This window comes from Janthinobacterium sp. P210006 (genome assembly GCF_036231885.1).
GTDB lineage: Bacteria > Pseudomonadota > Gammaproteobacteria > Burkholderiales > Burkholderiaceae_D > Janthinobacterium > Janthinobacterium violaceinigrum.
This window is the reverse complement of the sequence record NZ_JAZARD010000005.1, coordinates 57,205-81,704: the sequence shown is the minus strand read 5'-3', so window position 1 is coordinate 81,704 and position 24,500 is coordinate 57,205. Positions and strand designations below refer to the sequence as shown.

At 65.3% G+C, this 24,500-nt stretch carries 21 protein-coding genes and 1 tRNA gene; 4 read left to right on the top strand and 18 right to left on the bottom strand.

What is annotated here, in order from left to right; all coding sequences use genetic code 11:
• Positions 1–12: 12 nt before the first annotated feature.
• The 3 genes from VPH41_RS23695 to VPH41_RS23685 all read left to right on the top strand — a co-directional run bounded on the left by VPH41_RS23695 (position 13) and on the right by VPH41_RS23685 (position 3,783).
• Positions 13–2,106 (top strand): AsmA family protein, encoded by a 2,094-nt coding sequence (locus VPH41_RS23695; protein WP_328571710.1) that lies wholly within the window; start codon positions 13–15, stop codon positions 2,104–2,106.
• Between the two features lie 54 nt (positions 2,107–2,160).
• Positions 2,161–2,237: transfer RNA gene (locus tag VPH41_RS23690), tRNA-Pro, on the top strand.
• 151 nt (positions 2,238–2,388) lie between these two features.
• Positions 2,389–3,783 carry a GntP family permease gene (locus VPH41_RS23685; RefSeq protein WP_328571709.1) on the top strand — a complete coding sequence of 465 codons (1,395 nt, stop codon included), beginning with the start codon at positions 2,389–2,391 and terminating at the stop codon, positions 3,781–3,783.
• 13 nt (positions 3,784–3,796) lie between these two features.
• Here the strand turns inward: VPH41_RS23685 and VPH41_RS23680 are convergent, their stop codons facing one another.
• From VPH41_RS23680 to VPH41_RS23665, 4 genes are all read right to left on the bottom strand, one after another.
• Positions 3,797–5,200 carry a sodium:solute symporter family protein gene (locus tag VPH41_RS23680; RefSeq protein WP_287775765.1) on the bottom strand — a complete coding sequence of 468 codons (1,404 nt, stop codon included), beginning with the start codon at positions 5,198–5,200 and terminating at the stop codon, positions 3,797–3,799.
• 104 nt (positions 5,201–5,304) lie between these two features.
• The gene (gene pcaD / locus VPH41_RS23675; RefSeq protein ID WP_328571708.1) at positions 5,305–6,120 is read right to left on the bottom strand and encodes a 3-oxoadipate enol-lactonase; all 816 of its coding nucleotides are present in this window, start codon (positions 6,118–6,120) and stop codon (positions 5,305–5,307) included.
• 33 nt (positions 6,121–6,153) lie between these two features.
• Complete coding sequence (gene catC / locus VPH41_RS23670; protein ID WP_287775763.1) at positions 6,154–6,444, bottom strand: muconolactone Delta-isomerase; 291 nt, start codon at positions 6,442–6,444, stop codon at positions 6,154–6,156.
• A gap of 10 nt (positions 6,445–6,454) precedes the next feature.
• Positions 6,455–7,564 carry a muconate/chloromuconate family cycloisomerase gene (locus VPH41_RS23665; RefSeq protein WP_152281649.1) on the bottom strand — a complete coding sequence of 370 codons (1,110 nt, stop codon included), beginning with the start codon at positions 7,562–7,564 and terminating at the stop codon, positions 6,455–6,457.
• 102 nt (positions 7,565–7,666) lie between these two features.
• Between VPH41_RS23665 and VPH41_RS23660 the strand changes: the two genes are divergently transcribed.
• Positions 7,667–8,581: a LysR family transcriptional regulator gene (locus tag VPH41_RS23660; RefSeq protein ID WP_328571707.1), complete on the top strand. Its 915-nt coding sequence runs from the start codon at positions 7,667–7,669 to the stop codon at positions 8,579–8,581.
• Positions 8,582–8,591: 10 nt separating this feature from the next.
• On the opposite strand, the gene VPH41_RS23655 is transcribed toward VPH41_RS23660, so the two are convergent.
• The 14 genes from VPH41_RS23655 to VPH41_RS23590 all read right to left on the bottom strand — a co-directional run bounded on the left by VPH41_RS23655 (position 8,592) and on the right by VPH41_RS23590 (position 24,478).
• The gene (locus VPH41_RS23655; RefSeq protein ID WP_328571706.1) at positions 8,592–8,978 is read right to left on the bottom strand and encodes a hypothetical protein; all 387 of its coding nucleotides are present in this window, start codon (positions 8,976–8,978) and stop codon (positions 8,592–8,594) included.
• Positions 8,979–9,067: 89 nt separating this feature from the next.
• On the bottom strand, positions 9,068–10,411 hold the full coding sequence (locus VPH41_RS23650) for a PepSY-associated TM helix domain-containing protein (RefSeq protein ID WP_328571705.1): 1,344 nt from the start codon (positions 10,409–10,411) through the stop codon (positions 9,068–9,070).
• An 8-nt stretch (positions 10,412–10,419) separates the two neighbouring features.
• The gene (locus tag VPH41_RS23645; RefSeq protein WP_328571704.1) at positions 10,420–12,531 is read right to left on the bottom strand and encodes a TonB-dependent receptor family protein; all 2,112 of its coding nucleotides are present in this window, start codon (positions 12,529–12,531) and stop codon (positions 10,420–10,422) included.
• Between the two features lie 77 nt (positions 12,532–12,608).
• A complete protein-coding gene (locus VPH41_RS23640) occupies positions 12,609–13,001 on the bottom strand; it encodes a DUF2946 domain-containing protein (RefSeq protein ID WP_152281653.1) in 393 nt (130 codons plus the stop codon).
• A gap of 53 nt (positions 13,002–13,054) precedes the next feature.
• A complete protein-coding gene (locus VPH41_RS23635) occupies positions 13,055–13,651 on the bottom strand; it encodes a PqiC family protein (RefSeq protein ID WP_287775758.1) in 597 nt (198 codons plus the stop codon).
• Complete coding sequence (locus VPH41_RS23630) at positions 13,648–15,279, bottom strand: PqiB family protein (RefSeq protein ID WP_328571703.1); 1,632 nt, start codon at positions 15,277–15,279, stop codon at positions 13,648–13,650. Before VPH41_RS23630 ends, VPH41_RS23635 begins: the two co-directional genes overlap by 4 nt.
• On the bottom strand, positions 15,272–16,567 hold the full coding sequence (locus VPH41_RS23625) for a paraquat-inducible protein A (protein WP_442906313.1): 1,296 nt from the start codon (positions 16,565–16,567) through the stop codon (positions 15,272–15,274). Before VPH41_RS23625 ends, VPH41_RS23630 begins: the two co-directional genes overlap by 8 nt.
• Before the next feature lie 127 nt (positions 16,568–16,694).
• Positions 16,695–18,053 (bottom strand): amidase, encoded by a 1,359-nt coding sequence (locus VPH41_RS23620; protein WP_328571701.1) that lies wholly within the window; start codon positions 18,051–18,053, stop codon positions 16,695–16,697.
• Positions 18,054–18,057: 4 nt separating this feature from the next.
• Entirely contained in the window at positions 18,058–18,735 is a 678-nt protein-coding gene (locus VPH41_RS23615; protein WP_152281658.1) for a DUF2848 domain-containing protein, read from the bottom strand.
• A 7-nt stretch (positions 18,736–18,742) separates the two neighbouring features.
• The gene (locus VPH41_RS23610) at positions 18,743–20,077 is read right to left on the bottom strand and encodes an MFS transporter (protein ID WP_328571700.1); all 1,335 of its coding nucleotides are present in this window, start codon (positions 20,075–20,077) and stop codon (positions 18,743–18,745) included.
• Positions 20,078–20,185: 108 nt separating this feature from the next.
• On the bottom strand, positions 20,186–20,860 hold the full coding sequence (locus VPH41_RS23605) for a hypothetical protein (protein WP_328571699.1): 675 nt from the start codon (positions 20,858–20,860) through the stop codon (positions 20,186–20,188).
• Positions 20,861–21,018: 158 nt separating this feature from the next.
• Positions 21,019–21,945, bottom strand: coding sequence for a LysR family transcriptional regulator (locus tag VPH41_RS23600; protein ID WP_328571698.1), 927 nt, complete (start codon positions 21,943–21,945; stop codon positions 21,019–21,021).
• Positions 21,946–22,013: 68 nt separating this feature from the next.
• Positions 22,014–23,249 carry a M20/M25/M40 family metallo-hydrolase gene (locus VPH41_RS23595; protein WP_328571697.1) on the bottom strand — a complete coding sequence of 412 codons (1,236 nt, stop codon included), beginning with the start codon at positions 23,247–23,249 and terminating at the stop codon, positions 22,014–22,016.
• The gene (locus tag VPH41_RS23590) at positions 23,246–24,478 is read right to left on the bottom strand and encodes a urate hydroxylase PuuD (protein ID WP_328571696.1); all 1,233 of its coding nucleotides are present in this window, start codon (positions 24,476–24,478) and stop codon (positions 23,246–23,248) included. The genes VPH41_RS23595 and VPH41_RS23590 overlap by 4 nt, the downstream gene beginning before the upstream one ends.
• Positions 24,479–24,500 lie beyond the last annotated feature (22 nt).

Below are 24,500 nucleotides of genomic sequence, written 5' to 3'. Positions count from 1 at the left end.
GATCGGCATCCCATGACACGCTCGACACCCCTGAAAATCCTCGGCTGGAGCCTGGCCGCCCTGCTGGCCCTCATCGCCATCGTGGTCATCCTTGTGCTGACCTTCGACTGGAACCGCGCCCGCCCCTATATCAATGAGAAGGTGTCGGCAGGCACGGGCCGTACCTTCGTCATCGGCGGCGACCTGCGGGTGCAATGGCGGCAGGGCCTGAAGACGGAACCGGGCTGGCGCCGCTACGTGCCGCGCCCCGTCATCAGCGCCCAGGACGTGCGCATGAGCAACCCGGATTGGGCGACGGCCGGCCCGCAGATGGCCAGCGCGCAACGCATCGACGTGGCCCTCCATCCCCTGCCCCTGCTGCAGCACAGGGTGGTGCTGACGGACCTGGCGCTCGAGGCGCCAAACATTGCCCTGCAGCGGCGCGCCGACGGCAGCAACAGCTGGACCTTGAAGGACAACGGCCCCTCGCCATGGGAAGTGGAAATCCAGCGCATGGCCTTCGGCGACGGCGCCATCCGTTACCTGGACGAGGGCATCGCGCTGGACCTGCGCGCCAAGGTCAGCTCGACGGCGCCCGACGCCACGCCGGGCGATGCGCCAGGCAGCGCGCCCGTGGAAAAGTATGGCATCGCATTCACCCTGGGCGGCACCTATCGCAAGGCGCCCGTGACGGGCGGCGGCAAGGCAGGCGCTATCCTGTCCCTGACCGACAACAACACCGTGTATCCCGTACAGGCGCACGCCGTGCTGGGCAAGAACAAGGCCAGTATAGCCGGCACCCTGACGGACCCGCGCTCGCTGTCCGGCATCGATTTGCAGCTGAGCCTGGCCGGCGCCAGCATGGCCGACCTGTACCCGCTGACGGGCGTGCTGCTACCGGAAACGCCGGACTACGCCACCAAGGGCCGGCTGCTGGGCAAGAAAGATGGCGCCAGCTGGGACTGGACCTATCAGGATTTCAAGGGCAAGGTGGGCCAGAGCGACTTGGCCGGCACCTTGCAGTACTTGCCGCGCCAGCCCCGTCCCTTGCTGCGCGGTGAAGTGACGTCGCAGCAGCTGCGCCTGGAAGACCTGGGCCCCACCATCGGCGCCGACAGCAATGCGCAGAAACAGGCGCGCGGCAAGGCCCCCGTGCAGCCGGACAATAAAGCGCTGCCCGTGGAACAGTTCAACACGGCCAAATGGGATGCGCTCGATGCCGACGTGAAATTTACAGGCAAGAAACTGGTACGCACGCACGACATTCCATTCAACGACATCGTCGCCAATATCCATATGAAAGACAAGGTGCTGAGTTTGACGCCGCTCAACTTCGGCATGGCCGGCGGCGACATTACCTCGAATATCACGCTCGACGGCCGTCAAAAAACCATCGCCGCGCAAGCCAAGGTGGCGGCGCGCCACCTCAAAATTCGCGAACTGTTTCCCAAGCTGCAATCGATGCAAGCGAGTTTCGGCGAAGTGTACGGCGACGCAGCCCTCACGGGCCACGGCAACTCCGTCTCGGCCATGCTGGCCAGCGCGAATGGCGAACTGGCGGCCACCGTCAGCGAAGGCTCCGTCAGCCAGTTCATGCTGGAACTGGCCGGCCTGAACCTGGCCAATGCCGTCTTCGTGAAAATCTTCGGCGACAAGCAGGTGCACCTGAACTGCATGGCCAGCGATTTCGCCGTCACGAACGGCCAGGCCGACGTGCGCCGCTTCGTGCTCGACACGGACAGCGCCGTCGTCAACGTCACGGGTAACGTCAACCTGGCAAATGAAACCCTGGACCTGGACGTGCGTCCCCGCACCAAGGGCGCCCGCATCATCACCCTGCGCACGCCGCTGTACGCGAAAGGCACGTTCAAGAACCCGGACGTGGGTCCGCAAAAAGGCCCGCTGGCCCTGAAGGCGGGCGCCGCCGTGGCGCTGGCCACCGTCGTCACGCCGCTGGCCGCCCTGCTGCCGCTGGTCAGCGTCGACAAGGCGCCCGACACGGACTGCGCCGCCGTCATGGCGCAAGCAAATGCCACGCGCAAGGCGCCCACTTCGCCGGCGACGAATGCGCCAGCCAAGAAAGTGAGCGAAGCGGACATCAGAAAGGCGCAGCAGGAAAAGAAATAGACCTTGATGCAGCCGCTTGAAACCCGTTCCGCCATCTGCTGTAATGAAGGAAAGCGGGGTGTGGCTCAGCCTGGTAGAGCGCTGCGTTCGGGACGCAGAGGCCGGAGGTTCGAATCCTCTCACCCCGACCAGCACGCCCTCTTCCCTATGAAATAACGGGCCGATAATCTGCGCCTGTGCAAGCTGCTCAAACCTTGACCCACGCGTTGGCGTGTTGCTGGGAAGTATGATATTAATTGAACAATTGGTATCCTATACACTTCTCGGCGAGGTCCTGGTCTTATGTCTTTCCTGATAGTCCTGGCCGCACTGGCCTTCCTGATGCTGGCCGCCTACCGCGGCTACAGCGTGATCCTGTTTGCACCGGTCGCCGCGCTGGGCGCCGTGCTGCTGACCGATCCCTCGGCCGTGCCGGCCGTGTTCAGCGGCATCTTCATGGAAAAGATGGTGGGTTTTATCAAGCTGTATTTCCCCGTCTTCCTGCTCGGCGCCGTGTTCGGCAAGCTGATCGAGCTGTCCGGCTTTTCCCAGTCCATCGTCGTGGCGGCCATCCGCTACATCGGCAGTTCGCGCGCGAATGCCGTGATCGTTGCCGTCTGCGGCGCCCTCACCTATGGCGGCGTGTCGCTGTTCGTGGTGGTGTTTGCCGTGTATCCGTTTGCGGCTGAGTTGTATCGCCAGAGCAATATCCCCAAGCGGCTGATGCCGGGCGCCATCGCCCTGGGCGCGTTCTCGTTCACCATGGATACCTTGCCCGGCACGCCGCAGATCCAGAACATCATCCCCACCACCTTTTTCAATACAACGGGCTGGGCCGCGCCATGGCTGGGCACCATCGGCGCCGTGCTGACGGTGGTCATGGGACTGGCCTTCCTCGAATGGCGCCGGCGCTCCGTCATGGCGACGGGCGAAGGCTATGGGGCCGAGGCCGAACAGGCCACGGCCGGCGTGGGCGACTTGCCCCATCCGCTGCTATCGGTGGCGCCGCTGCTGCTCGTCGGCGTGGCCAATTACGCGCTGACCCGGCTGATTCCCCACTGGTACGGCGCCAGCTACTCGCTCACCGCCGAGGCACTGCCGGGTTTGCATGCGCCCGTGACCACGTCGATCGCTTCCGTCACCGGCATCTGGGCCGTGGAAGGCGCTCTATTGCTGGGCATCTTGCTCGTCTGCGTGACGGCCTTCGGACGCATCCGCGCCGCCTTTGCGGAAGGCACCAAGGCAGCCGTGGGCGGCGCCCTGCTGGCAGCCATGAATACGGCGTCCGAATATGGCTTCGGCGGCGTCATCGCCGCGCTGCCCGGTTTTCTTGCCGTCAGTAACACCTTGCGCAGCGTGCCCGATCCGCTTGTCAACGCGGCCGTTTCCGTGACGACCCTGGCCGGCATTACGGGTTCGGCCTCGGGCGGCATGAGCATCGCGCTGGCCGCCATGTCGGACAGTTTTATCCAGGCAGCGCAACAGGCGCACATTCCGCTGGAAGTCATGCACCGCGTGGTGGCCATGGCCAGCGGCGGCATGGATACCCTGCCGCACAACGGCGCCGTGATCACCCTGCTGGCCGTCACGGGCCTCACGCACCGCCAGTCCTACCGCGACATTTTCGGCATCACCATCATCAAGACCGTGGTCGTGTTTTTCGTGATTGCCATCTATTACATGACGGGACTGGTGTAAGGACGGGCGTCCACTACGGCCGTGCGGACGACGCCGGCTTGACGTCCCCTTGCGCCGGCTTGAACAAATGGCTGATGCCCATGGTCAGCAGCGGACCGGCCAGCGCCAGGTAGGAACTGTCCACGCCGTACGGATTGCCCGCGAGGAACCAGCCTATCGTGGCGATCACCGAGACGATCACGCCGACAAAGGCGCCGCGCGGCGTGCCGAATTTCGGCGCATAAAAGGCCATCAGCACCAGCACGGCCAGGGTGGCGCGCAAGGCCTTGCCCAGGAAGGCGATCATCAGCAGTTTTTCCGCATACAGCGCCAGCACCAGCGGCAGCAAGCCTGCCACGACGATGGCGATGCGCAGGAACATCAGCGATTTCGCATCGTTCTTTGCCTTGTTGTACCAGGGATCATAAAAGTCCTTCATGGCCAGGGTGGCCGATGCCAGGGTAGTGGCGGAAATGCCGCCGAACAGGGCGCCGGCCAGGCCCACGATCATGATGCTGGCGGAAAAGGCCGGCATGTGGGCGATCAGCGTGGGAAACGCGTCGATCGACTTCATGCCCGGATACAGGACGGCGCTGCACATGCCGATCAGCGCGGCCATCAGGCCGAACGGAATCATCAGCGAAGACACGTAATAGCAGGCGCGTCTGGCCACGGCCGGGTTGTCCGTGCTGACCAGCGCCTGGATCACGTATTGCGTGGCGAAGATGGAACCGATGCCGCCGATCATCCAGGCGATGATCTGGCCCCAGCCGATCTCGACCCAGTTGAACATCTTGGCCGGCAACTGTGCCTGCAGTGCGCCGATGCCGCCGCTCGCTTCCAGCGCATACGCAAGCGCCAGGATCACGCCCAGGTATTTGACGATGGAGTGGGCGAAGTTGGTGTACACGACCGAGCGCATGCCGCCCAGGCTGACATAGATCACGGTGATGGCGCCCACCAGCAAAATGGCCACCGTTTTATTGATGTGCAGCACGGCCGCCAGCACGGCACCGCCGCTCGCGTACAGGGCCACGGCCACGATACCCAGCGCGACGATGGTGAGGATGGATGCCGCATAACGCACGGGTTCGCCATACGTCTGCGCCAGGATGCCGGAAATCGTCGACTGTCCGCTTTCCTTGTATTTCTTCACCAGCACGATGGCCAGCAGCAAAAAGCCCAGCGACAGCGCCACCAGGTTCCAGGCGGCGGAAATGCCCAGCTCATAGCCCTTTTGCGCCGTGCCGATGCTGACGGAACTGCCGATGAATTCCGACAATAACAGCGCGCCGATCAGGTAGGCGGGATAGTTGCGCCCGCCCGCCGTCATGCCTTCGGCGCTGTTGGCGTGCTTGCGCACGCTATAGGTAATGTACGACATGAGGGCGAAATAGCCCACCGTGATCGCCGCGATGATGATCAATCTGTTTTCCATCTGTCTACTCCAAGTTTGCTTTTTTTCTTATTATTTTTTCAAAAAAGCTTCCCCTGCCGCATGCCGGCCTTGCCGGTGGCGGTGCTCAGGGGCAAAGCGAAATCTTACCCTGCCGGCGACGATACAAAGGCGCGCAGCCGGGCCGTGAATGCCTGCGCCGCCTCGACATTCGACAAATGCGACGCGGGCACCTGGGCCAGCTGTGCGCCTGCCACCTGCCGCTGCAGCCAGCGCGCATCGTCCACCGTGGTGACGGGATCGTGCTCGCCGGCGATGAGCAGGGTGGGCACCGCAATCGTGGCCGCCTGTGCGCGCAAGTCCGCCTGCGCCAGCGCCGCGCAGCAGGCCGCGTAGCCTTCGGCATCCTGCCCGCGCAAGGTGGCGATCATGCGCGCCACCGTGGCCGCTTCCCGCGCGATGAACGCTGGCGTGAACCAGCGCGCGGCGGCGCCGTCGGCCACCGCATCCATGCCGTCGCGGCGCACCTGTTCCGCACGCGCCAGCCACGCGTCGGCCGCGCCGATGCGCGCCGCCGTATTTGCCAGCACCAGATGCGTGAGGCGCTGCGGCTGGTGGATGGCCAGCCACTGCCCCGTCAAGCCGCCCATCGAGATGCCGCAGAACGCGGCGCGGGCGATCTCGAGGTGGTCGAGCAGCGCCACCACGTCCAGGCCCAGGCGTTCGATGCCGAACGGCGCGCTGCCGCTGGCCGAGCGGCCATGGCCGCGCGTATCGTAGCGCACGACATAAAAGTCGCTGGCCAGGTCTGCCGCCTGGGCATCCCACATGGACAGGTCCGTGCCCAGGGAATTCGACAGCAGCAGGCATGGTTTGCCCCTCTCGCCATCGGTGCGGTAATGCAGCAGCGTATCGTCCCCGTTCCAGGTGGTCACGACGATTCCCGTATCCGTGTGTTTCATGGCCTCTCTCCTTTGCTCGTGCCGCAGCGCGGGTCAGGCATCGCCGTCGCGCACGGACGAAGGATGGCGGCACAGCGGCATCACGTCGATCTGCATGTAGGGAAACAAGGGCAGCGAAGTGAGCAAGTTGTGCAGCTCGTCCACGCTGTCCACATCGAAAACGCTGACGTTGGCGTACTGGCCGGCGATGCGCCACAGGTGGCGCCACTTGCCCTCGTGCTGCAGCCGCTGGGCCAATTCCTTTTCCGTCTGTTTCAGCTGCGCTGCCTGTTCCGCCGGCATGCTGACGGGCAGGTTCACGTTCATGCGTACATGGAATAACATGTTGTCTCCTTTATTGACGCTGCATGGCACGCAGCTTGTCGGTATCAATCTCCACGCCCAGGCCCGGCCCCGTCGGCACCTGCAGCATGAAGTCGCGGTACACGAGCGGCTCGCGCAAGACTTCCTGCGTCAGCAGCAGTGGCCCGAACAGTTCCGTGCCCCAGGCCAGTTCCGCGAACGTGGAACAGACGTGGGCCGTGGCTGCCGTGCCGACGCCGCCTTCGAGCATGGTGCCGCCGTACAGGCCGACGCCGGCCAGGCGCGCCACGGTGGCCACTTCCAGCGCGGGCAGCAAGCCGCCCGACTGCGTGATCTTCACCGCGTACACGTCGGCCGCATCGGCCTGCGCCAGCGCCAGCGCATCGGCGGGACCGTGCAAGGCTTCATCGGCCATGATGGCCACGTCGAAGCGCTGTTTCAGGCGCGCCAGCGCGGCGCGGTTGCCCGCCTTGACGGGCTGTTCGATCAGGTCGATGCCGCCCGCTTCCAGCGCGGCGATGCCGCGCACGGCGTCCGTCTCGCTCCAGGCCTGGTTGACATCGACGCGCACGCTGGCGCGCTCGCCCAGCGCCCGCTTGATCTCCAGCACATGGGCCACGTCATCCATCACGTCGCGCAGGCCGATCTTCAGCTTGAAGATGCGGTGGCGGCGCAATTCCAGCATTTTTTCCCCTTCCGCGATATCGCGGACGGTGTCGCCGCTGGCCAGCACCCAGGCCACGGGCAGCGCATCGCGCACCCGGCCGCCCAGCAATTCCGACAGCGGCACACCCAGGCGACGCGCCTGCGCGTCGAGCAGCGCCGTCTCGATCGCGCACTTGGCGAAGCGGTTGCCCTGGATGACCTTGCGGACCCTGGCCATGGCCTTGGCCACTTCGCTCGCTTCCATGCCGACCAGCAGGGGCGCGATGTAGGTATCGATATTCGTCTTGATGCTTTCCGGGCTTTCGCCGCCATAGCTCAAGCCGCCGATGGTGGTGGCTTCGCCCCAGCCCGTGATGCCGTCGGCGCAGCGCAGCCGCACCAGTACCAGCGTCTGCGTATTCATGGTGGCGACGGACAGCTTGTGCGGACGGATGGTGGGCACATCGACCAGGAAGGTCTCGATATTTTGAATCATATTTATTCCGTATAATTCTGTGGAGTGGTGACACGATATGCCCCCAAAGTCCCCACGTCCAACACCGAGTTGGTATGGAACCTATACCTGAAAGGTATGAAGATGGAATTACGCCACTTGCGCTACTTCGTTGCGGTTGCCGAAGAAAAGAACTTCACACGCGCCGCCGCGCGCCTGCATATCGCGCAACCGCCGCTCAGCCGGCAGATGCAGCAGCTGGAAGAAACCCTGGGCGTGGCGCTGATCGAAAAGGGTTCGCGTCCCTTGCGGCTGACGGAAGCGGGCGAGTTTTTCCTCGCCCACGCGCGCCCGCTGCTCGACCAGGTGCGCGACCTGAAGGCGATGACGCAGCGCATCGGCAAGCTGGAACGCACCCTGTCGATCGGCTTCGTCGCCTCGACCCTGTACGGCGAATTGCCCGATGTCGTGCACCGTTATTGCGAGCGCCACCCCGAGGTCGACGTGACCCTGCATGAAATGACGACGGTGGAGCAGATCAAGGCCTTGAAGGAAGGCCGCATCGACGTGGGCTTCGGGCGCCTGAAAAGCGAGGACCCCAGCATCCGCCGCATCCTGTTGCGCGAAGAGCGCCTGGTGGTGGCCCTGCCGCCCGGGCACCGGCTGGCCCATGGCGAGGGCGGCCTGCGCCTGGCGGACCTGATGCATGAAACCCTGCTGGTCTATCCGAAAGCGCCGCGCCCCAGCTTTGCCGACCAGGTGCTGGCCATGTTCAGCGACGGCAATGTCACGCCCGGCCCCGTCACGGAAGTGCGCGAGCTGCAGATTTCCATGGGACTGGTGGCAGCCGGCCAGGGCATTTCCATCGTGCCCGAAAGCGTGCAGGCCATGCATCACCGCAACGTGGTGTACCGCAAGCTGGACGACAAGCATGCGTTCTCGCCCATCCTGTTCAGCATGCGGCACATGGACCGCTCGCCCGAGCTGGAAAACATTCTCGCTGCCGTGTATTCGATCTACGATGAACACGGCATTGCGCACGTCAAGGAAAGCCTGTGACAGGCACCTGCTACAGCGGCGCGTCGGCCAGCAGTTCGGGGCGCAGCGCGCGGATGCGCAGTTCCGTGAAGTAGCCGCCCGCCTCGTTGTAGCGCAGATAGTGGCGGCCGCAATTGAGGCAGCGGGCCACCTGGCTCAGGTTGGCGGGATAGAAGCGCGGCGCGATGGGCGCGTCCACGCTGTCGTAGCGCGTGCCCTGCGGGTGGTACTCGTCAAACGTGGGTTCTTCGTACGGGTCTTCGCGCAGGGTGCCGACTTCTTCGAAGCGGTCCAGCTCCAGCGAGGTGGGCAGGCGCTGCCAGGCGTCCAGTGGCACGGTGCAGCAGCTGCATTTCTGGGTAACCGCGGCCGACGCGGCGGCCAGGGTGGACAGGGCGGGAAAATCGATGAATACCATGGTTCAGCCTATGCAAGGGGCGGCCCATGGCAACGAGCCTGGCCGCGCCCTTGCATTCTAGCCCAGCCAGCGCCAGGCCATATGGTCCGTCATCGCGCAAGCCGGCGCCGGCGGCCATGGCGCGCCAGTCCCAGCTCCAGCAGCATCAGCAGGCTGCCGGACAGGAGCAGCAGCGGCATCAGCGCGCACATGCCCGCCGCCGTCAGCCAGGCCAGGGCCGAGGGCGACGTCCAGGCGCCCGGCAGCAGCTTGGGCAAGCCCAGCGAACCTGGCAGGCGCCGCTTGAAGAACATCACCCAGCCCGATACCAGCGAGAACAGCACGCTGGCGCCGAACACGAGCAACAGCGCCTGATTCCACCAGCCGAATTCGCCCCGGTGGAAGGGGATGCCGATGGCCGTGGCTTTGCCGAACGCCGTCTGCGCATCCCAACCCGCGTAGTACAGGGGCTTGCCGCTGTAGGCGTCGAACTGCAGGTCGAAGCGCAAGGTGGGCCGGCTGCGGTCGGCCATGGTGGCGCGCCACACGTCGTCCTGGCTGGCGGGCGCCGTCAATTGCACGGCGATGGCGGGCGCATGGCTGCGCGCCACCTGCCAGGCGCCCTGCCAGTCGAGCGGAGCACCTTCCTCGCGCGAGTGCAGACCGCGCGGCGCAGGCGGCGATGCCTGGCCGCTGACGTCGCGCAGCGCGCGGATGCGCGCGCCCGCCTGCTGGCTCCACGTCAGTCCCGTCGTCAGAATCACGACACTCACCAGCCCCAGCGCCACGCCCAGGAAGGCATGCCACTGGCGCCAGCCATTGCGCCCGCGCGCGCCCCGCTTCGGCAAGCCCGCTTGCGCGCCGCGCGGCCACCACAGGACCACGCCCGTCACCAGCATCACCATCAGCCAGCTGGCCGCCAGTTCGATCATCCAGCGCCAGCCATCGTCTTGCAGCAGCCGCGAATGCAGCTTCTTCGCCCAGTTGCCGAAGCGTTCGCTGCTGGCCAGGCTGCCCAGCACGCGCGCATCGTAGGGGTTCACATACACGACGACGGCTTGCGCCGGCAGGCCGAATTTCGGCTTGGCTGCGGCGGCATGCCCGCCGTGGCCCGCATGTTCAGCATGGTCGCCTTGCGCGCCGCCAGGCGGCGCAAACGCCACCTGCACCGCGTCGTCCTGTTGAAACGGCGGCACCACGTGCTGCACTTCCCAGCCACGCGGCGCCGCCCGTTCCGCTGCCGCCACGGCGGCGTCCAGCGACCGCATGGCGCCCTGCGGCGCCACATGATCGAGGTGGGCGTACAACGCCGTTTCGATCTGCGGCGTGAACACGTACAGGATGCCCGTCAAGGTCGCCAGCAAGGCGAACGGCGAGGCGATCAGCGCGGCCCAGAAGTGGATGCGCCAGTACAGGCTCTTACGCCGGGCGATGAGAAAGGTGAAATCGTCCATGGCCATCCTCACAGGGCGTTGTAGGTGTAGGACAGGCCCAGCATCACGCTGCGCGGCGCGCCGGGCGTGTACTGGTTCTGCGTATTGGCCACGTAGCTGCCCGCGCCCGAATAGCTGCTGCTGGCCGAATCCGCATAGCGCCTGTCCGTCAGGTTGCGCACCTGCGCCCAAGCCTCCAGCCCGCGCGCAATCCGATAGCTGGCGCGCAGGTTGAACAGCGCGTGTCCGCCATACTCCACCGTGTTGGCATTGTTCATCCAGTAGCGGCCCTGGTGCACGGCTTCGAGCGCCACCCTTGCGCCGGCCACGGGCTTGTAGCCGATCTCGAACGAGGTGATGTCGCGCGGCGCCTGCGGCATGTCGCGCCCGCTGTAATCGAGGCTGGCGGATACCTGGTAGCGCAGGTAGCGGTGGCGCGCGATGGCCGTCGCAAAGCGCGCGTCGAACGGGCTGCTGTCGTAGGTCAGGCCAAGCTCCAGCCCTTCGCTGCGCGTGCGCCCCGCATTGCGGTTTTCGCTGTTCCCCGGCGACAGCGTGTAGCTGACGATGGTGTCGCGCCCGTCGAGCCGGTACACGGCCGTATCGAGTTTCAGGCGTCCCTGCAGGAAGGCCCAGCGCAAGCCCAGTTCATAGTTGTTGTAGACCGACGGCTGCAAGTCGGCGATGCCCGTCTTGCCATACAGCTGGCTCACTTCGGGCGGCGTGAATCCCTGGCTGACATTCGCATACACGCTGCCCGCATGGCCGATGGCGTAGGTGGCGCCCAGCTTCGGGCTGGCGTGGGAAAAGCTGCGCGACTCGTCGGGCGCGCCGTAACTGACGCTGCCGCCGGGCGCCAGATTGTTATGGTAGTCGTAGCGGATGGCGTCCGAGCGGCCGCCCAGCACCACGCGCGTGCCCGCCAGCGGAGAAAATTCCCATTGCGCGAAGACGGCGGTGTTCAGGATGTCCGTCTGGTAGTCGCGCACGCCCAGCGGATTGGCGGCATTGGCCAGGGTGTAGGACAGGTAGCGGCCCGTGGCGGCATCGCGCACGATAGACAGGTTATCGCTGACAAAAGGATTGTCGCTCTTGTCCACATACACGCCGGCGACCAGGCGCGAGTTCAGCCACGCAAAATTCTGCTGGTGTTTCACGTCCAGGCCCAGCGAATCGACATGGTTGTTGTTGATGACGCCCTTGCACAGCATGCCCGCGCAGCTGCCGATGGAATAGGCGGGAATTTGCCCATGGTCGTTCTTGCGCGTAAACACGGTGACGGTGCTCGTGCCATTGGTCGTCGTCTCGCCCTCCCACGCCAGATTCATGCGCGTGGTCTTGTCCTTGCGGTAGGTGAACGTGTTCAGGCTCTTGCCCGGGTCATTGCGGTAATCGTTCTCGAACAGGCTGCCCGTCATGGCCGCATCGAGATCCGTGTGGACGATGGTGGCGCGCAGCTGCGACGTGGGACTGAGCGCATAGTCGGCGCGCAGCGAAAACGAATCCTTGTCGCCATAGCTGTACTCTTGCCAGTTGTCGCGCGAACGGCGCGAACTGTAATGGGAAAAGCGCAGTCCCAGCGGCCCCCACGTATCGCTGGCGGACGTATCGTAGCGCGTGTAGCCGCCCGTATTGTCGCGCCGCACGCCCACCGTGGCCGTCGGCGTGGCGCTGGCTCCGGCCGTGAGGAAATTGACGGCGCCGCCCACGGCATTGCTGCCATACAGCGAGGAAGCGGCTCCCTTCACCACTTCCACGCCGCTGGCCCCGGCCATGTTCATCTCGTTGAGCGAGTTGTGGTTGAAGACGCCCAGCGGCCGGATGGGAATGCCGTCTTCCAGGTACTGGTACACGGCATTCGTGCCGATGGGCTGGCGGATGCTCATGCTGTGTTGTTCGTTGCCCAGGTCATTCCAGTACACGCCGGCGATGCGGTTGAGGATATCGCCCATGGTCTTGGGCTTGTCGCGTTCCAGCATTTTGGCATTGACGACGCCGATGGCCTGCGGCGTTTCGGACAGCCACGACTGCGCGCGCGAGCCGGAAACGACGACGGTGTCGATGGTGTGATCCGATTGCGCCTGCGCGCAGGGGTAAGCCACGGTGATGGCCGCGGCCAGCACCAACAGTTTCTTGTTCATGTGATTCTCGTTTAAGTGTGCGGATGCGGCCTGTCCCACCGCAAGGCGGACAGCGCCAACATTGAAAATGCAAGGACTTAGACGAGTGCGGGCGGCGCGCGCGATTGCGCGGTGGACCAGATGAACAGCGGGGACGGCGACTGGTAGTACAGGGCCGGGAAAATGGCCGTGCCGCCGGCGACGGGCAGCGGCAGCACGGGACTGGGCGGCAAGCCCACGGAACCCGCATGCGTGGAACAGAAGGCGCAATGCTCCATCTGCATGGCCTTGCCGCCGGACTTGCCGTCGGCGCCGCCATCATCGTCGACCTGGACGAAACGGATGCCGGCCACCGAGCAGATTTCCGCCCAGCCGGAGCCGGACTCCTGCTTGGCATTGGCGACGGCCTGGGAAACCGATGGCGCGAGCGCCGCCAGCAGGATCGCGAAACAGGCGATCCAGGCGGCGCAGCGGCGTGTGAAAGAGGTCATTCCCATGGCCGCATTTTACCAGCGGCCGCCGGGACTGGGTAGCGGAAAGCGGCTCAGGCGGCCGGACAGCCAGCGTTGCCGCCGTCAAAACCACGCACGACGCTCGCCGTATCGGCGGCGATGCGGCCGACGGCGCGGCGGTGGCCCAGCACCAGTTCATCGTAGCCCGCACCCACCTTTTCATTGGCTATCGTGCGGCAAGTCACCACCTTGTTGCTGGCCAGCTGGCGCACGCTCCACACGGCATCGATCAGCGCATACTGGCCCATCACGGACTCGAAACGCTGCACATTGGTGCTGATGCGGTACACGGGCAGGTTGTCCGGATGCGGCGTGCGGAACACATCGATGGCGCCCAGCTCGTTCGTCACGGCCGTCGACAAGGCCTGGCCGATCTCGCCGGCCAGCGGCCCGGCCCAGCGCTGCTGCTCCAGCAACTCGATGCGGCCCGACGGCGCCGTCACGACGAACTGGTTACGGCTCACCTGCTGCGGCACGCTGACGGCCAGCACCTCGACATAGTATTTGACGGGCTTGGCCGGCTGCGCGTCGGCGCCGCCGCTGAGCGTATAGAAATGCTCGGGCTGGGGCGTGGAGCATCCGCCCAGCAGGATGGCCGTCATCACAAGCGCAAGAATTGGCTGCTTCATTTTTTCTCATCTCCTTTTTTACCGCGGATCAGGGACTCCGGATGACGTTCCAGGTAATCCGACAGGGCATTGAGCGATTGCAGGGTTTGCGTCAGCTGCTGCAAGGCCTGGCGCACGTCCGACTGCAGCGGCGAATCCTTTTGCAGCACCTGTTCGGCCGTGCCGAAGGTCTGTTTCGCCGCCGTCAGGGTATCGCGCATTTCCGGCACCACCTGGCCATCGAGCTGCTTGAACAGGGTATTGGCCTGCTTGATGGTGGCATTCAGGTTGTTGCCGATCTCCGCGTACGGCACCTGGTCGAGCTTGCGGGCGATGCTGGCAATCTGCGTCTGCAATTCGTCGAGCGTGTTGGGCACGGTCGGCACTTCCAGCGGATATTTGTTCAGCTCCAGCGCCACCTTCGGCGCTTTCGGGAAGAAGTCGAGCGCGATGTACAGCTGGCTGGTCAGCAGGTTGCCCGTGCGTAGCTGGGCGCGCAAGCCACGGCTGACCATGCGTTCGAGCAGCTGGTGGCCGGCCGAGCCTTCCGCATCGTCGACGGCCGTCTTGAAACGCATGCCCAGGCGGGCTGGATACAGGCTGACGGTGACGGGCATGCGGAAGTTCTTCTTCACGGGATCGAATTCGATGCCCACCGAGCGCACCTCGCCCAGCACGATGCCGCGGAAGTCCACCGTGGCGCCGGGCTGCAAGCCGCGCAGGGACTGGTCGAAATAGAACACGGTGGTAATGGCTTCGCCATCGGGCTCGCGCATGGCGCTGGCCTCGTCGGCGGCCAGGCGGTAGCTGGTGCCAGCCGGCGCAGGGTCTTCCGGCTTGCGGCCATTTTCCGCCTCGAAGGCGATGCCGCCCACCAGCATGGCGGCCAGCGACTGCGTATTCAGCTTGAAACCGTTCGAATCGAGGCGCACGTCGACGCCGCTGGCATGCCACCAGCGCGCATTCTTGCCGACGAACTGGTCGTACGGCGCGTTCACGAACACCGACATGGTGATGCCGTGGCCATCCTTGTCCAGCGCGAAGCTGACCACCTTGCCCACCCGCAGGCGGTGGAAGAACAGGGGCGAACCGACATCGACGGATCCCAGGCTGTCCGCATGCAGGGTGTACAGCTTGCCCTTCTGGTCGCCGGCCACGGCGGGCGGGTCTTCCATGCCGACGAAACTATCCTTTTTGGCTTCCGACTTGCCCGTGTCGACGCCGATGTAGGCGCCCGACAGCAAGGTGCCCAGGCCCGTCACGCCGCTGGCGCCGATCTGCGGGCGCACCACCCAGAAGCGCGAATCGGCGGTGGCGAAACGGCGTGCTTCCTTGCTCATGTCGATCGTCACCAGCACCTTGCTCAAGTCGTCGCCGAGGGTGATGGCGCGCACCTGGCCGATATCGACATCCTTGTACTTGACCTTGGTCTTGCCCGGTTCCAGGCCTTCTGCGCTCTTGAAGCTGACCGTCACCGTGGGGCCCTGGTCCAGGATGGACTTGGCGGCCAGGCCGGCGCCGATCAGCGCAGCGAGCAAGGGAATGAGCCATACCAGCGATGGCAGCCAGCGGCTGCCCTGTTCCACATCGGGCTCGGGCAATGGCCGGCCACCCGTTTCGGCAAGGTCGCCTGCTTCTTTGTCAGACATGCTGTTCTCCAATCACTGTATTGTTTCCGGTATTTGTCGTCACCACCACGGGTTCTTCCTCGCCTGGCACCTGCTCGTCGACGGGGTCCCAGATCAGGCGCGGGTCGAACTGCATCGCCGCCAGCATGGTCAGCACCACCACGGCGCCAAAGGCCAGCGCGCCGGGACCGGCCGTGATCACGGCCAGCGACTTGAAACGCACCAGCGCCACCGTCAGGGTGACGACAAAGATATCGAGCATGGACCAGCGGCCGATGAATTCGACCATGCGGTACAGGACGGTGCGCTGGCGCGGCCGCCAGCGCGAACGCCGCTGCGCGGTGAATGCCAGCAGCGCCAGCACGCCCAGCTTGAGCATGGGCACGACCACGCTGGCGATGAAAATGATGATGGCCAGGCCTTTCGAGCCGCTGGTCCAGAACAGCACCACGCCGCTCATGATGGTGTCGTCCTGCGCACCGAACAGCGACTGCGTCACCATCACGGGCAGCAGGTTGGCGGGAATGTAGAGGATCATGGCGGCGATCAGCAAGGCCCAGGTGCGGCTGATGCTGTTTGGCTTGCGCACATGCAGGGCCGAGCCGCAGCGCACGCAGCGCAGGTGTTTTCCATGGCCCAGGGGCGGCGCCACCAGGCCGCAGGCATGGCAGGGCACCATCTTCGCACCGGGCGCGAACGCCTTGTAGCGGATGCCGGGCAGCGCTTGCCGGGTCAGGTCGTCGCCCAGGTTCCACAAGGCCTTGGGGTCGAACGAAACGACGATGGCCAGCAGCAGGGTGAGCGCGCCAAACGCGAACAGGCCCGGTTGCGGCAGCACGGTGGCCAGGCTGGTCATCTTGACGACCGTGATCAGGATGCCGATCATCAGCACTTCCGTCATGCCCCATTCGCGCGCCGTCTGCACGGCGCGCAGCACGCGGTTAAAGCCGGGCACCTTGACGCCGCCGCGCAGACCCAGCGCCACATACAGCAGGGAGCCCAGTTCGATGGCGGGAAAGAGGATGGTAAACAGGAAAACCATCGTCGCCACCACCTGCATCTGCTCGGACCACAGCACGCGGATGGAACCGAGCAAGGTGGCGCTGGAAGTCAGGCCATTGACATCGAGTTCGACGATGGGGAAGAACTGGGCGATCAGGAAGACCAGGGCGGCGCCCAGGGTCAGCGCCACGACCTTGTCCAGGCCAGCGGAAGCGCCGCGGCCCGAGGCGGCCCGGTACAGCACCGAGCGGCAACGGACGCAGCGCGCCTTTTCGCGTGGACGCAGCGGACGTTTGCGGTACAGCACGCCGCAGTCATGGCAGCTAATCAGGTCGTATCGGTGCACAGTGTGAAGTTTGCCGGCGCGCAAGCGCGACTATCCCATATCAATGCCAGCAATCATGACAGAGTTGGCATTTTCCTGCACTACAGCATTATTCTTTTGCATTCCCCCGCAGCAACGCTTCCACGGCGCGGCCGATTTGCAGCACCGTGTCGTCGGCGCCCGCCAGGCCGCAGATACCCAGCCCCACGGGCAATTCGCCGTCCGCATGGCACGGCAGCGACAGCGCGCAGCCGTCGAGGAAGTTGATCACGCTGGCATTGCGCAGCACCAGGCCATTCGTGGCGAAGAAGGTGGCGTCGTCCGCTTCCAGCGGGGCCACTTCCGGCGCCACGATGGCCACGCTGGGCATCAGCCACGCATCGAATGGCGCCAGGCGCCGCCGGGCGACGCCGATCAGGCGCGCGCGCGCATCGAGCAAATCGATGTAGTCGGCTGCGCCCTGCTGCTGGCCGCGGCGGATGCGCGCCGCCACGCGCTGGTCGTATTGCACGCCCTTCTCCTCGAGCAGCGCGCGGTGCCAGTGCCACGCTTCCGCCGCCACCAGGCCGCCGCCGCCATTGATCGTCGGCAGTTCCAGCAGTTCCGGAAAGTCGAACTGTTCCACCTGCGCGCCGGCCGCGCGCAATTCGTCCAGCGCACGCGCGTAAGCCTGCTGCACCTGCGGCTCGACATTGGCGCCCACGTAGTCCAGGGTAAAACCGAAGCGCAAGCCTTTCAAGGCTGGCGCGTGATCGGCAATAGTGTGGCCGGACAGCGCCGCATGCAGGATGGCGCAGCAATCGACGCTGTGCGCGATGGGACCGGCCGAGTCGAGGGAGCGCGACAGCGGCACCGTGCCCGCCAGCGACACGGCAGCCGCCGTCGGCTTGAAGCCCGTCAGGCCGCAAAAGGCGGACGGGATGCGGATCGAGCCGCCCGTGTCCGTGCCCAGCGCGCCGGCCGCCATCCCCAGCGCCACCGTGACGGCGCCGCCCGAGGTGGAGCCGCCCGCCACGCGCGCGCGGTCGTGCGGATGGCGCGGCGTGCCGTAATGGGGATTCAAACCCAGGCCGGAGAACGCGAATTCGCTCATGTTGGTGCGGCCCAGCAGGATGGCACCGGCCGCGCGCAGGCGCGCCACGGCACCGGCATCGGCAACGGCGGGCGGCGCCTCGGCCAGCGCCAGCGAGGCGGCGCGGCTGACCTGCCCCTTGACGTCGAACAGGTCCTTGATGGACAGGGGAATGCCCGCCAGCGGCGAAGGCACCAGGCCGGCCGCGCGCGCCGCATCGCTGGCGCGCGCTTCCATCAGCGCCTGTTCGCCATCGAGGCTGACATACGCATGGCCGCCCTGCGCCCGGTGCGCCTCGGCGCGCGCCAGCATCTGCTCGGTCAATGCCACGCTGGTGGTGCGGCCGGCGGCCAGGTCGGCCGCCAGGTCGCGGATGGTCTTGGTCAACTGGGTCATGCTCTTATCCTTCCACGGGCAGGGTTTGCACGGCATAGCGGTGCTGCAGGCGGCGCTGCAAGGCAGGATCATACAGCTCCAGCTCGAACGCGTCGCCATGGCCCATTTCACCGATGATCGGCTGCGTGCCGCAGAACATGGCGCTGCCCACGGGCAGGCTGGCCTGCCCCGTGTAGCGCAGGATCAGGTCTTCCGGCGACAGCATGCGCGTCACGGGGCCATCCTGGTACAGGGCCGGCACGCCGGCCCGTTCGCGCCAGGAGCGCATCTGCAGCTGGTCCCAGTGGCCGGCCACGTCGGCATGGCGCCATAGGGTATCGCCCACGGGCTTGCCGCACATCTGCTTCGAGACCGTCACGCCATAGCTTTCCACCTTGCGGTCCGTGTGGTCGGAACCGATGCCCACCAGCAGGCCGTATTCGGTGGAGAACAGCACGAATTCGGCCTCGCCGGACGAATCGCGGCCCGGCACTTCGATGGCCGCATCGCTGGACAGCAGCGCCGCCGCCACGCGGTAAAACGTCGGCACGCTTTTCGGGCGCGCCACGCCGATGGCTTCCAGTTCGGCGATATGGTGTTCGACCATCGCCATGTCGCGGCCCGTCCAGCCGGCGATGATCAGATTGTCGATGTCGAAGGTGACGGGGCCGTGGCCGGCCAGGTTGAAGGTATGGGTGCTCATGATTTCCTTATTCCTCAAGAGGGCCGCGGCCCGTTTCTCTGGCCGCCAACACGGCGGCGCCGGTGATCAGCAAGGCTGCCGCCACGTACAGCGAGACGGCCATGGTGCTGCTGTATGAGCGGTACAGGCTGGCGATGACGAGGGGCGCGAAGCCGCCGCCGATGACGCCGGCCAGCGTGTAGGCCAGCGAAGACCCCGCATAGCGCACCTTGGTAGGGAACTGTTCGATGACGAAGGCCGCCTGCGGACCGTACATGATGGCGTGGATGACCAGACCCACCACGACGGCAACGACGATGGCGGCAGGGCTGGCCGTATCGAGCAGGGTAAAGAAGGCAAACGCCCACACCAGGCCCAGGGTGGCGCCCAGCGCATACACGGGACGGCGGCCGATCTTGTCCGACAGGGCGCCAAAGACGGGTACCGACAGCGCATTGCAGGCCGTGCCGATCATGATGGCGGTGAGCGCCAGGGTCGACGACAGGTGCAGTACCGTCGTCACGTACGTCAGGGTGAACACCACCACCAGCGCATACAGCACGTCCGAGCCGATGCGCACGCCGCCGGCGATCAGCAGACGGCGCCAGTAGATGCGCAGCACGTCGCCGATCGGCGCTTCCGCCTTCGCATCCTGCTGGTCGAGTTCCTTGAACAGCGGGGTTTCCTCGATGCCGCTGCGTATCCACATGCCGAAGGCCACCAGCAGCAGGCTGGCGATGAACGGCATGCGCCAGCCCCAGTCCATGAACGCTTCATGCGGCAGCAGATACGTGATCAGGCCGATGCAGCCCGTCGCCAGCAGGGTGCCGAACGATGGCCCCACCTGCGTCCACGAGGCATTGCGGCCCCGCTTGTCCGCGGCCCCGTGTTCGACGGAGATCAGCACGGCGCCTGCCCATTCGCCGCCCAGCGCGATGCCCTGCACGAAGCGCAGCGCCACCAGCAGGACCGGGCTCCAGATGCCGGCCGTCGCATATGTGGGCAAGAGGCCCATCAGGCCCGTCGTCACGCCCATCAGCATCAGGGTCACCACGAGTACCCAGCGGCGTCCCAGCTTGTCGCCCAGGTGGCCGAAGATCACGCCGCCGATCGGGCGCGAGATATAGCCGACGGCATACGTGGAAAAGGCCAGGATGGTGCCCGTCAGCGGATCGAATGAAGGGAAGAACAGGTGATTGAAAATCAGCGCCGCCATGGTGTTGTAGACGGTGAAGTCATACCATTCCAGGGTCGTGCCGACCATGCTGGCCGTGGCCAGGCGTCCCGTCTTGGGCTTCCCGCCTGCTGCGGGCGCATGCGATTCCCGCTGCGCAGTGGTGCGCGCCGTGGTGTGTGTGGTCATAGCCTACCTCTCTCGTCAGTTTTATTGCAGGCCCGGCGCAGGATGCTTTGCCCTGCGCCGTGGCCCGTGTCTCGTGTTATCGGTGCCGGCAAGATGCGCGTGCCCGCGTCAGGCCGCTTGCAGATCCGCCTCGCGCAGCTGCCAGGACAGTTGCAGGATGGCCGCCTGTTCGCCGTCGAGACCCAGCGCCGCGCCGGCTTCGTTCGCCGCCGCCACGGCGGCGCTTTCCGACGACGCGTCGATCAGGAAGATGGGATCGAGCACGCGGCCTTCCTTCTGCTCCGCCGGCAAGGGACCGGACAGATTGGCGTCGGGCGTGAGCAGGCGCGTGGAAATCACGCCATCGATCTGCAGCAGCTTCGTCCCCAGCGCCGCCATGCCGGCCACCGCTTGCGCGTCCTGGCCGATGGCTGACGCCCCCAGGCGCAGCACGGCCAGCCAGGCGCCGGTGCCCATGCCCGTTTCCGCCTCAATGGCGCAGACCCGGCGCATCGGATCACGCATGCGCTGCAGGTTCGCCACCGACCATGGCGTCTGCTGGCCGAAGGCCTTGAAGTAGTCCGGCGTCTGGAACGCGTCGAGCGAGAAGGTGCGGTACAGGCCCAGGTATTTGCGGGGACCGCGCACGCTCTGGTAGCGCGTGCCGCTGACAAAACCGGGAATGCGCACGCGCTCTTCCACGTGCTCGCGGTCATACCAGCGGTTGAAATCGAGTTCGTGCTCAGGGTCGGCGCTGGTCCAGACAAACAGGATGCCGGGCAAGGTAGTGGTGGACGTCGTCATGATGGTTCCGTTGTGCGTTGTAAGTGGTGTGCCAACCCAGAATAGGCGGCACGCCATCACTTGGCAAACGGGTTATTCTGAACGCGACTGATAAGTTTTTCTTGTGGGTCGCGGCGATTACAGCAACTTAATTGTCACGCCAATTGTCACGCTAATTGTCACGTCCGTGCACCGGCGCCATACTCCTCGCCCAGCCCCAGGGTGAACCTGGCCGCCTCCTCGCAGGCCAGCATGGCCACCAGCTGGATCGCTTCCGTGGTGATGTCTTCGCTGTAGCTGATGACGATACGCTGCGGCGCCAATACGCTGGCGCATGGAATCAGCGCGATGTTGCCCTGCTCGATTTCCTCGCGCAGGGGCGCCAGCGGCAGCACGGCGATGCCGAAGCCCGCCTTCACGAGGCGCACGATGGCCGAGATCGAGCTGACGCAGTGCACCCTGCCCAGCTGCACGCCTTCGTCCTGGCACAGCGCTTTCAATGCGGAATGGGGCTGCGAACCCCGGTTCATGGTGATGATCGGATGCTGCGCCAGTTGCGCCACGGTGAACGGTTTGCCCGTGTCGGGCCAGTCGGCCTTCCTGCCCGCCCAGCCCATGGCGATGGCGCCGCTGCCCGTGCTGCGGATATGGTCGCCCGTCAGCATGTCCGTCTGCAGCGCGATATCGAGTTCGCCCTGCTGCAGTTGCTCATGCAGGCGGCGCGTCGATTCGGACGTCAACTGGATCTCGATGCCCGGATAGCGCTCCTGCACCCGCTGCAGAAACGGGATCAGCCAGGTATGGACGATGGTTTCGATGACGCCGATGCGCACTTCGCCCGTGATGTGCGCGGGCGAGGAATTGGCCGCATACATGTCGCGGCACAGTTCCAGCATGCGCTCGGCGTACACGAGCAGGTTGCGCCCGGCGAAGGTCAGGCGGATTTCACGCGCATCGCGGTCGAACAGCCGCGTGCCGAAGTCCTGCTCCAGCGAGGCGATGCGGTTCGAGATGGCCGCCTGCGTGATGTGCAGCTTGTCGGCCGCCGTGCGGAAGCTGCCCAGCCGCGCAGCCCAGACAAACGCTTCGAGAAAACGGGTATTCAATGGAGCTCTTCTTCACCTAGAGTATGGTCGCCCCATTGTAAGCCAAACTGCCTTGCCTTATTTCCGCCCTATTTCTTGCCCAGGAAATCGAGCAAGGTCAGGGCGACGATCTTGCTGGCCTTGCGCAGATCGTCGAGCGCCAGGCGTTCATCGGCCTTCTTCGCATTCGATTCGGGCACCGTGCGCGGGCCGGCGCCATACAGCACGGCCGGGATGCCCCGTTCGCCATACAGGCGCGCATCCGCATACAGGGGCGTGCCGACGGCGGGAATCGTCTCGCCGAGGATGGCTTGCGCATTCTTTTGCAGGCTGCCCACCAGCTGCTCGGAACCGGGCAAGGGGCGCAGCGCATGCGACAGCAGCAGGCGGCGGATCTCGAGGCGGATGCCCGGTTCGCCCCGCACCGCGTCTTCGATCAGGGCCCGCACCTGCGCCTCCACCGCCACCGGGTCTTCTTCCGGGATCATGCGGCGGTCCATCTTCATGACGACTTTTCCCGGTACCACATTGGTATTCGTGCCGCCATCGATGCGCCCCACCAGCATGGTGGGCGAGTCGATGCCGGCGACCTTGGACTTGATCTTTTTCAGCTCCGGCAGCTGGCCGTAGATGGCGTTGAGGATCTTGTTGGCCGCCTGCAGCGCGTCATGCCCCGTCTCCGGCATGGAGCCGTGGCCCGACTTGCCGTGCACGGTGATTTCCAGCTGCAGGCAGGCGTTGTGCGCGGTGACGATGCCGTAGCTGAAACCGGCCGCGATGACGAAATCGGGCTTCGTCAGCTGCTGTTCCAGCAGCCAGCCTGGCCCCAGCAAGCCGCCGAATTCCTCGTCGTACGTGAAGTGCAGTTCCAGCTGGCCTTGCAGTGGAATGCCCAGCGCTTCGAGCGCGCGCGCGGCAAATACATAGGTGGCGAAGTCGCCTTTTGAGACGGCCGTCGCGCGGCCGTAGATATAGCCGCCGTCGATCTGGCCGCCATACGGCGGATACGTCCAGTTGTCGCCGGGCGGCACCACGTCGCCATGCGCATTCAGGGCCACCGTCGGACCGCCTGCCGCATACGGCCGGCGCACGATCAGGTTGGTGATGCTCTGCATGCCATACGCCTCCACCTGTTCTTTTGGCACGGCATGCTGTTCCGCCTGCCAGCCGTAGGCCTGCAGCAGCTGCGCCACCAGTTCCGCGTGGGGCGCGTTGTTGCCGGGTGGCGTGTCCGTCGGCTGCTGCACCACCGTCTGTAAAAATGCGACTTCCTCGTCGAAGTGTTCGTCGATCCAGGCCGTGAGGCGTTCTGCGTGCGTTGTCATTTTGTTCCTTGCATGGTCTGTTGCAGCCAGACACCAAGTTCACTGCGCTCGGCGTCCGTCATATTGGTCAGGTTCCCGATCGGCATGGCTTTGAGCTCGATGGCCTGCTTGTAGATTTGCGCCGCATGCTGGCGGATTTCCGTTTCATTATCCAGCATCATGCCGGCCGGCGCCGTGGCGAAGCCCGGCTGCGTGGGCTGGGCCGAATGGCAGGTGGCGCAGCGCTGGGCGATGATGGCATGCACGTGCTTGAATTGCGCTGCGGGGTCCGCGGCCGGCGCGGCCGCCACGGCCACGGGCGCTTTCGGCGCGATGGCCACGGCGACGGCCACCAGCAAGGCCACGCCCAGGGCCGGATAGCGCCACTCGACCCGGCCCTTGTGGCGCAGGTTGAAGAAGTGGCGGATGAAGACGCCGGCCGCCATGATCAGCGCCAGCACCAGCCAGGCGTGATCGTTGCGGTAGGTCATCGCGTAGTGGTTGCTGATCATGATGAACAGCACGGGCAAGGTGAAATAATTGTTATGCACGCTGCGCTGCTTGGCTTTCAGGCCGTGTTTGGGGTCGGGCAGCTTGCCGGCGGCCATGGCTTCAACCATCTTGCGCTGGCCGGGAATGATCAGCATCAGCACATTGGCCACCATGATGGTGCCGATCATGGCGCCCACGTGGATGTAGGCGGCGCGCCCGCTGAGCAGGTGCGTGAGCACATACGCGGCGCCGACGATCAGTGCAAACACGGTCACGCCGAACCACAGCTCGTATTGCGCCAGCTTCGAGCGGCACAGCAGGTCGTACACGGTCCAGCCGATGACGAGGGTGGCGATGCCGATGCCGATCGCCTGGCCGCTGCTGATGTCGGCCACGGCCTTGTCGATCATCATGGCCTGCGCATTGAAGTAGTAGGCAATCGTCAGCAGCGCGAAGCCGGATAGCCAGGTGGAATACGCTTCCCACTTGAACCAGTGCAGTTCCTTCGGCAGTTCCGCGGGCGCCACCAGGTATTTTTGCGGGTTATAGAAGCCGCCGCCGTGCACGGCCCACAATTCTCCCGACACGCCTTTCTTTGCCAGCTCGGAACCGGGCGCGGGCGGGCGGATCGAGTTGTCGAGCCAGACGAAATAAAAGGAAGCACCGATCCAGGCGATGCCCGTGATGACGTGCAGCCAGCGGACGATCAGGTTCAGCCACTCCAGGCCGTACGGAATCAGGTAGGCAAATACTTCCATAAATTTCCTCTAGTCAGACCGA

Coding starts and splice junctions, on each gene's coding strand:
- VPH41_RS23695 (WP_328571710.1), top strand. CDS start 13: ATGACACGCTCGACACCCCTGAAAATCCTCGGCTGGAGCCTGGCCGCC.
- VPH41_RS23685 (WP_328571709.1), top strand. CDS start 2,389: ATGTCTTTCCTGATAGTCCTGGCCGCACTGGCCTTCCTGATGCTGGCC.
- VPH41_RS23680 (WP_287775765.1), bottom strand. CDS start 5,200: ATGGAAAACAGATTGATCATCATCGCGGCGATCACGGTGGGCTATTTC.
- pcaD (WP_328571708.1), bottom strand. CDS start 6,120: ATGAAACACACGGATACGGGAATCGTCGTGACCACCTGGAACGGGGAC.
- catC (WP_287775763.1), bottom strand. CDS start 6,444: ATGTTATTCCATGTACGCATGAACGTGAACCTGCCCGTCAGCATGCCG.
- VPH41_RS23665 (WP_152281649.1), bottom strand. CDS start 7,564: ATGATTCAAAATATCGAGACCTTCCTGGTCGATGTGCCCACCATCCGT.
- VPH41_RS23660 (WP_328571707.1), top strand. CDS start 7,667: ATGGAATTACGCCACTTGCGCTACTTCGTTGCGGTTGCCGAAGAAAAG.
- VPH41_RS23655 (WP_328571706.1), bottom strand. CDS start 8,978: ATGGTATTCATCGATTTTCCCGCCCTGTCCACCCTGGCCGCCGCGTCG.
- VPH41_RS23650 (WP_328571705.1), bottom strand. CDS start 10,411: ATGGACGATTTCACCTTTCTCATCGCCCGGCGTAAGAGCCTGTACTGG.
- VPH41_RS23645 (WP_328571704.1), bottom strand. CDS start 12,531: ATGAACAAGAAACTGTTGGTGCTGGCCGCGGCCATCACCGTGGCTTAC.
- VPH41_RS23640 (WP_152281653.1), bottom strand. CDS start 13,001: ATGACCTCTTTCACACGCCGCTGCGCCGCCTGGATCGCCTGTTTCGCG.
- VPH41_RS23635 (WP_287775758.1), bottom strand. CDS start 13,651: ATGAAGCAGCCAATTCTTGCGCTTGTGATGACGGCCATCCTGCTGGGC.
- VPH41_RS23630 (WP_328571703.1), bottom strand. CDS start 15,279: ATGTCTGACAAAGAAGCAGGCGACCTTGCCGAAACGGGTGGCCGGCCA.
- VPH41_RS23620 (WP_328571701.1), bottom strand. CDS start 18,053: ATGACCCAGTTGACCAAGACCATCCGCGACCTGGCGGCCGACCTGGCC.
- VPH41_RS23615 (WP_152281658.1), bottom strand. CDS start 18,735: ATGAGCACCCATACCTTCAACCTGGCCGGCCACGGCCCCGTCACCTTC.
- VPH41_RS23610 (WP_328571700.1), bottom strand. CDS start 20,077: ATGACCACACACACCACGGCGCGCACCACTGCGCAGCGGGAATCGCAT.
- VPH41_RS23605 (WP_328571699.1), bottom strand. CDS start 20,860: ATGACGACGTCCACCACTACCTTGCCCGGCATCCTGTTTGTCTGGACC.
- VPH41_RS23595 (WP_328571697.1), bottom strand. CDS start 23,249: ATGACAACGCACGCAGAACGCCTCACGGCCTGGATCGACGAACACTTC.
- VPH41_RS23590 (WP_328571696.1), bottom strand. CDS start 24,478: ATGGAAGTATTTGCCTACCTGATTCCGTACGGCCTGGAGTGGCTGAAC.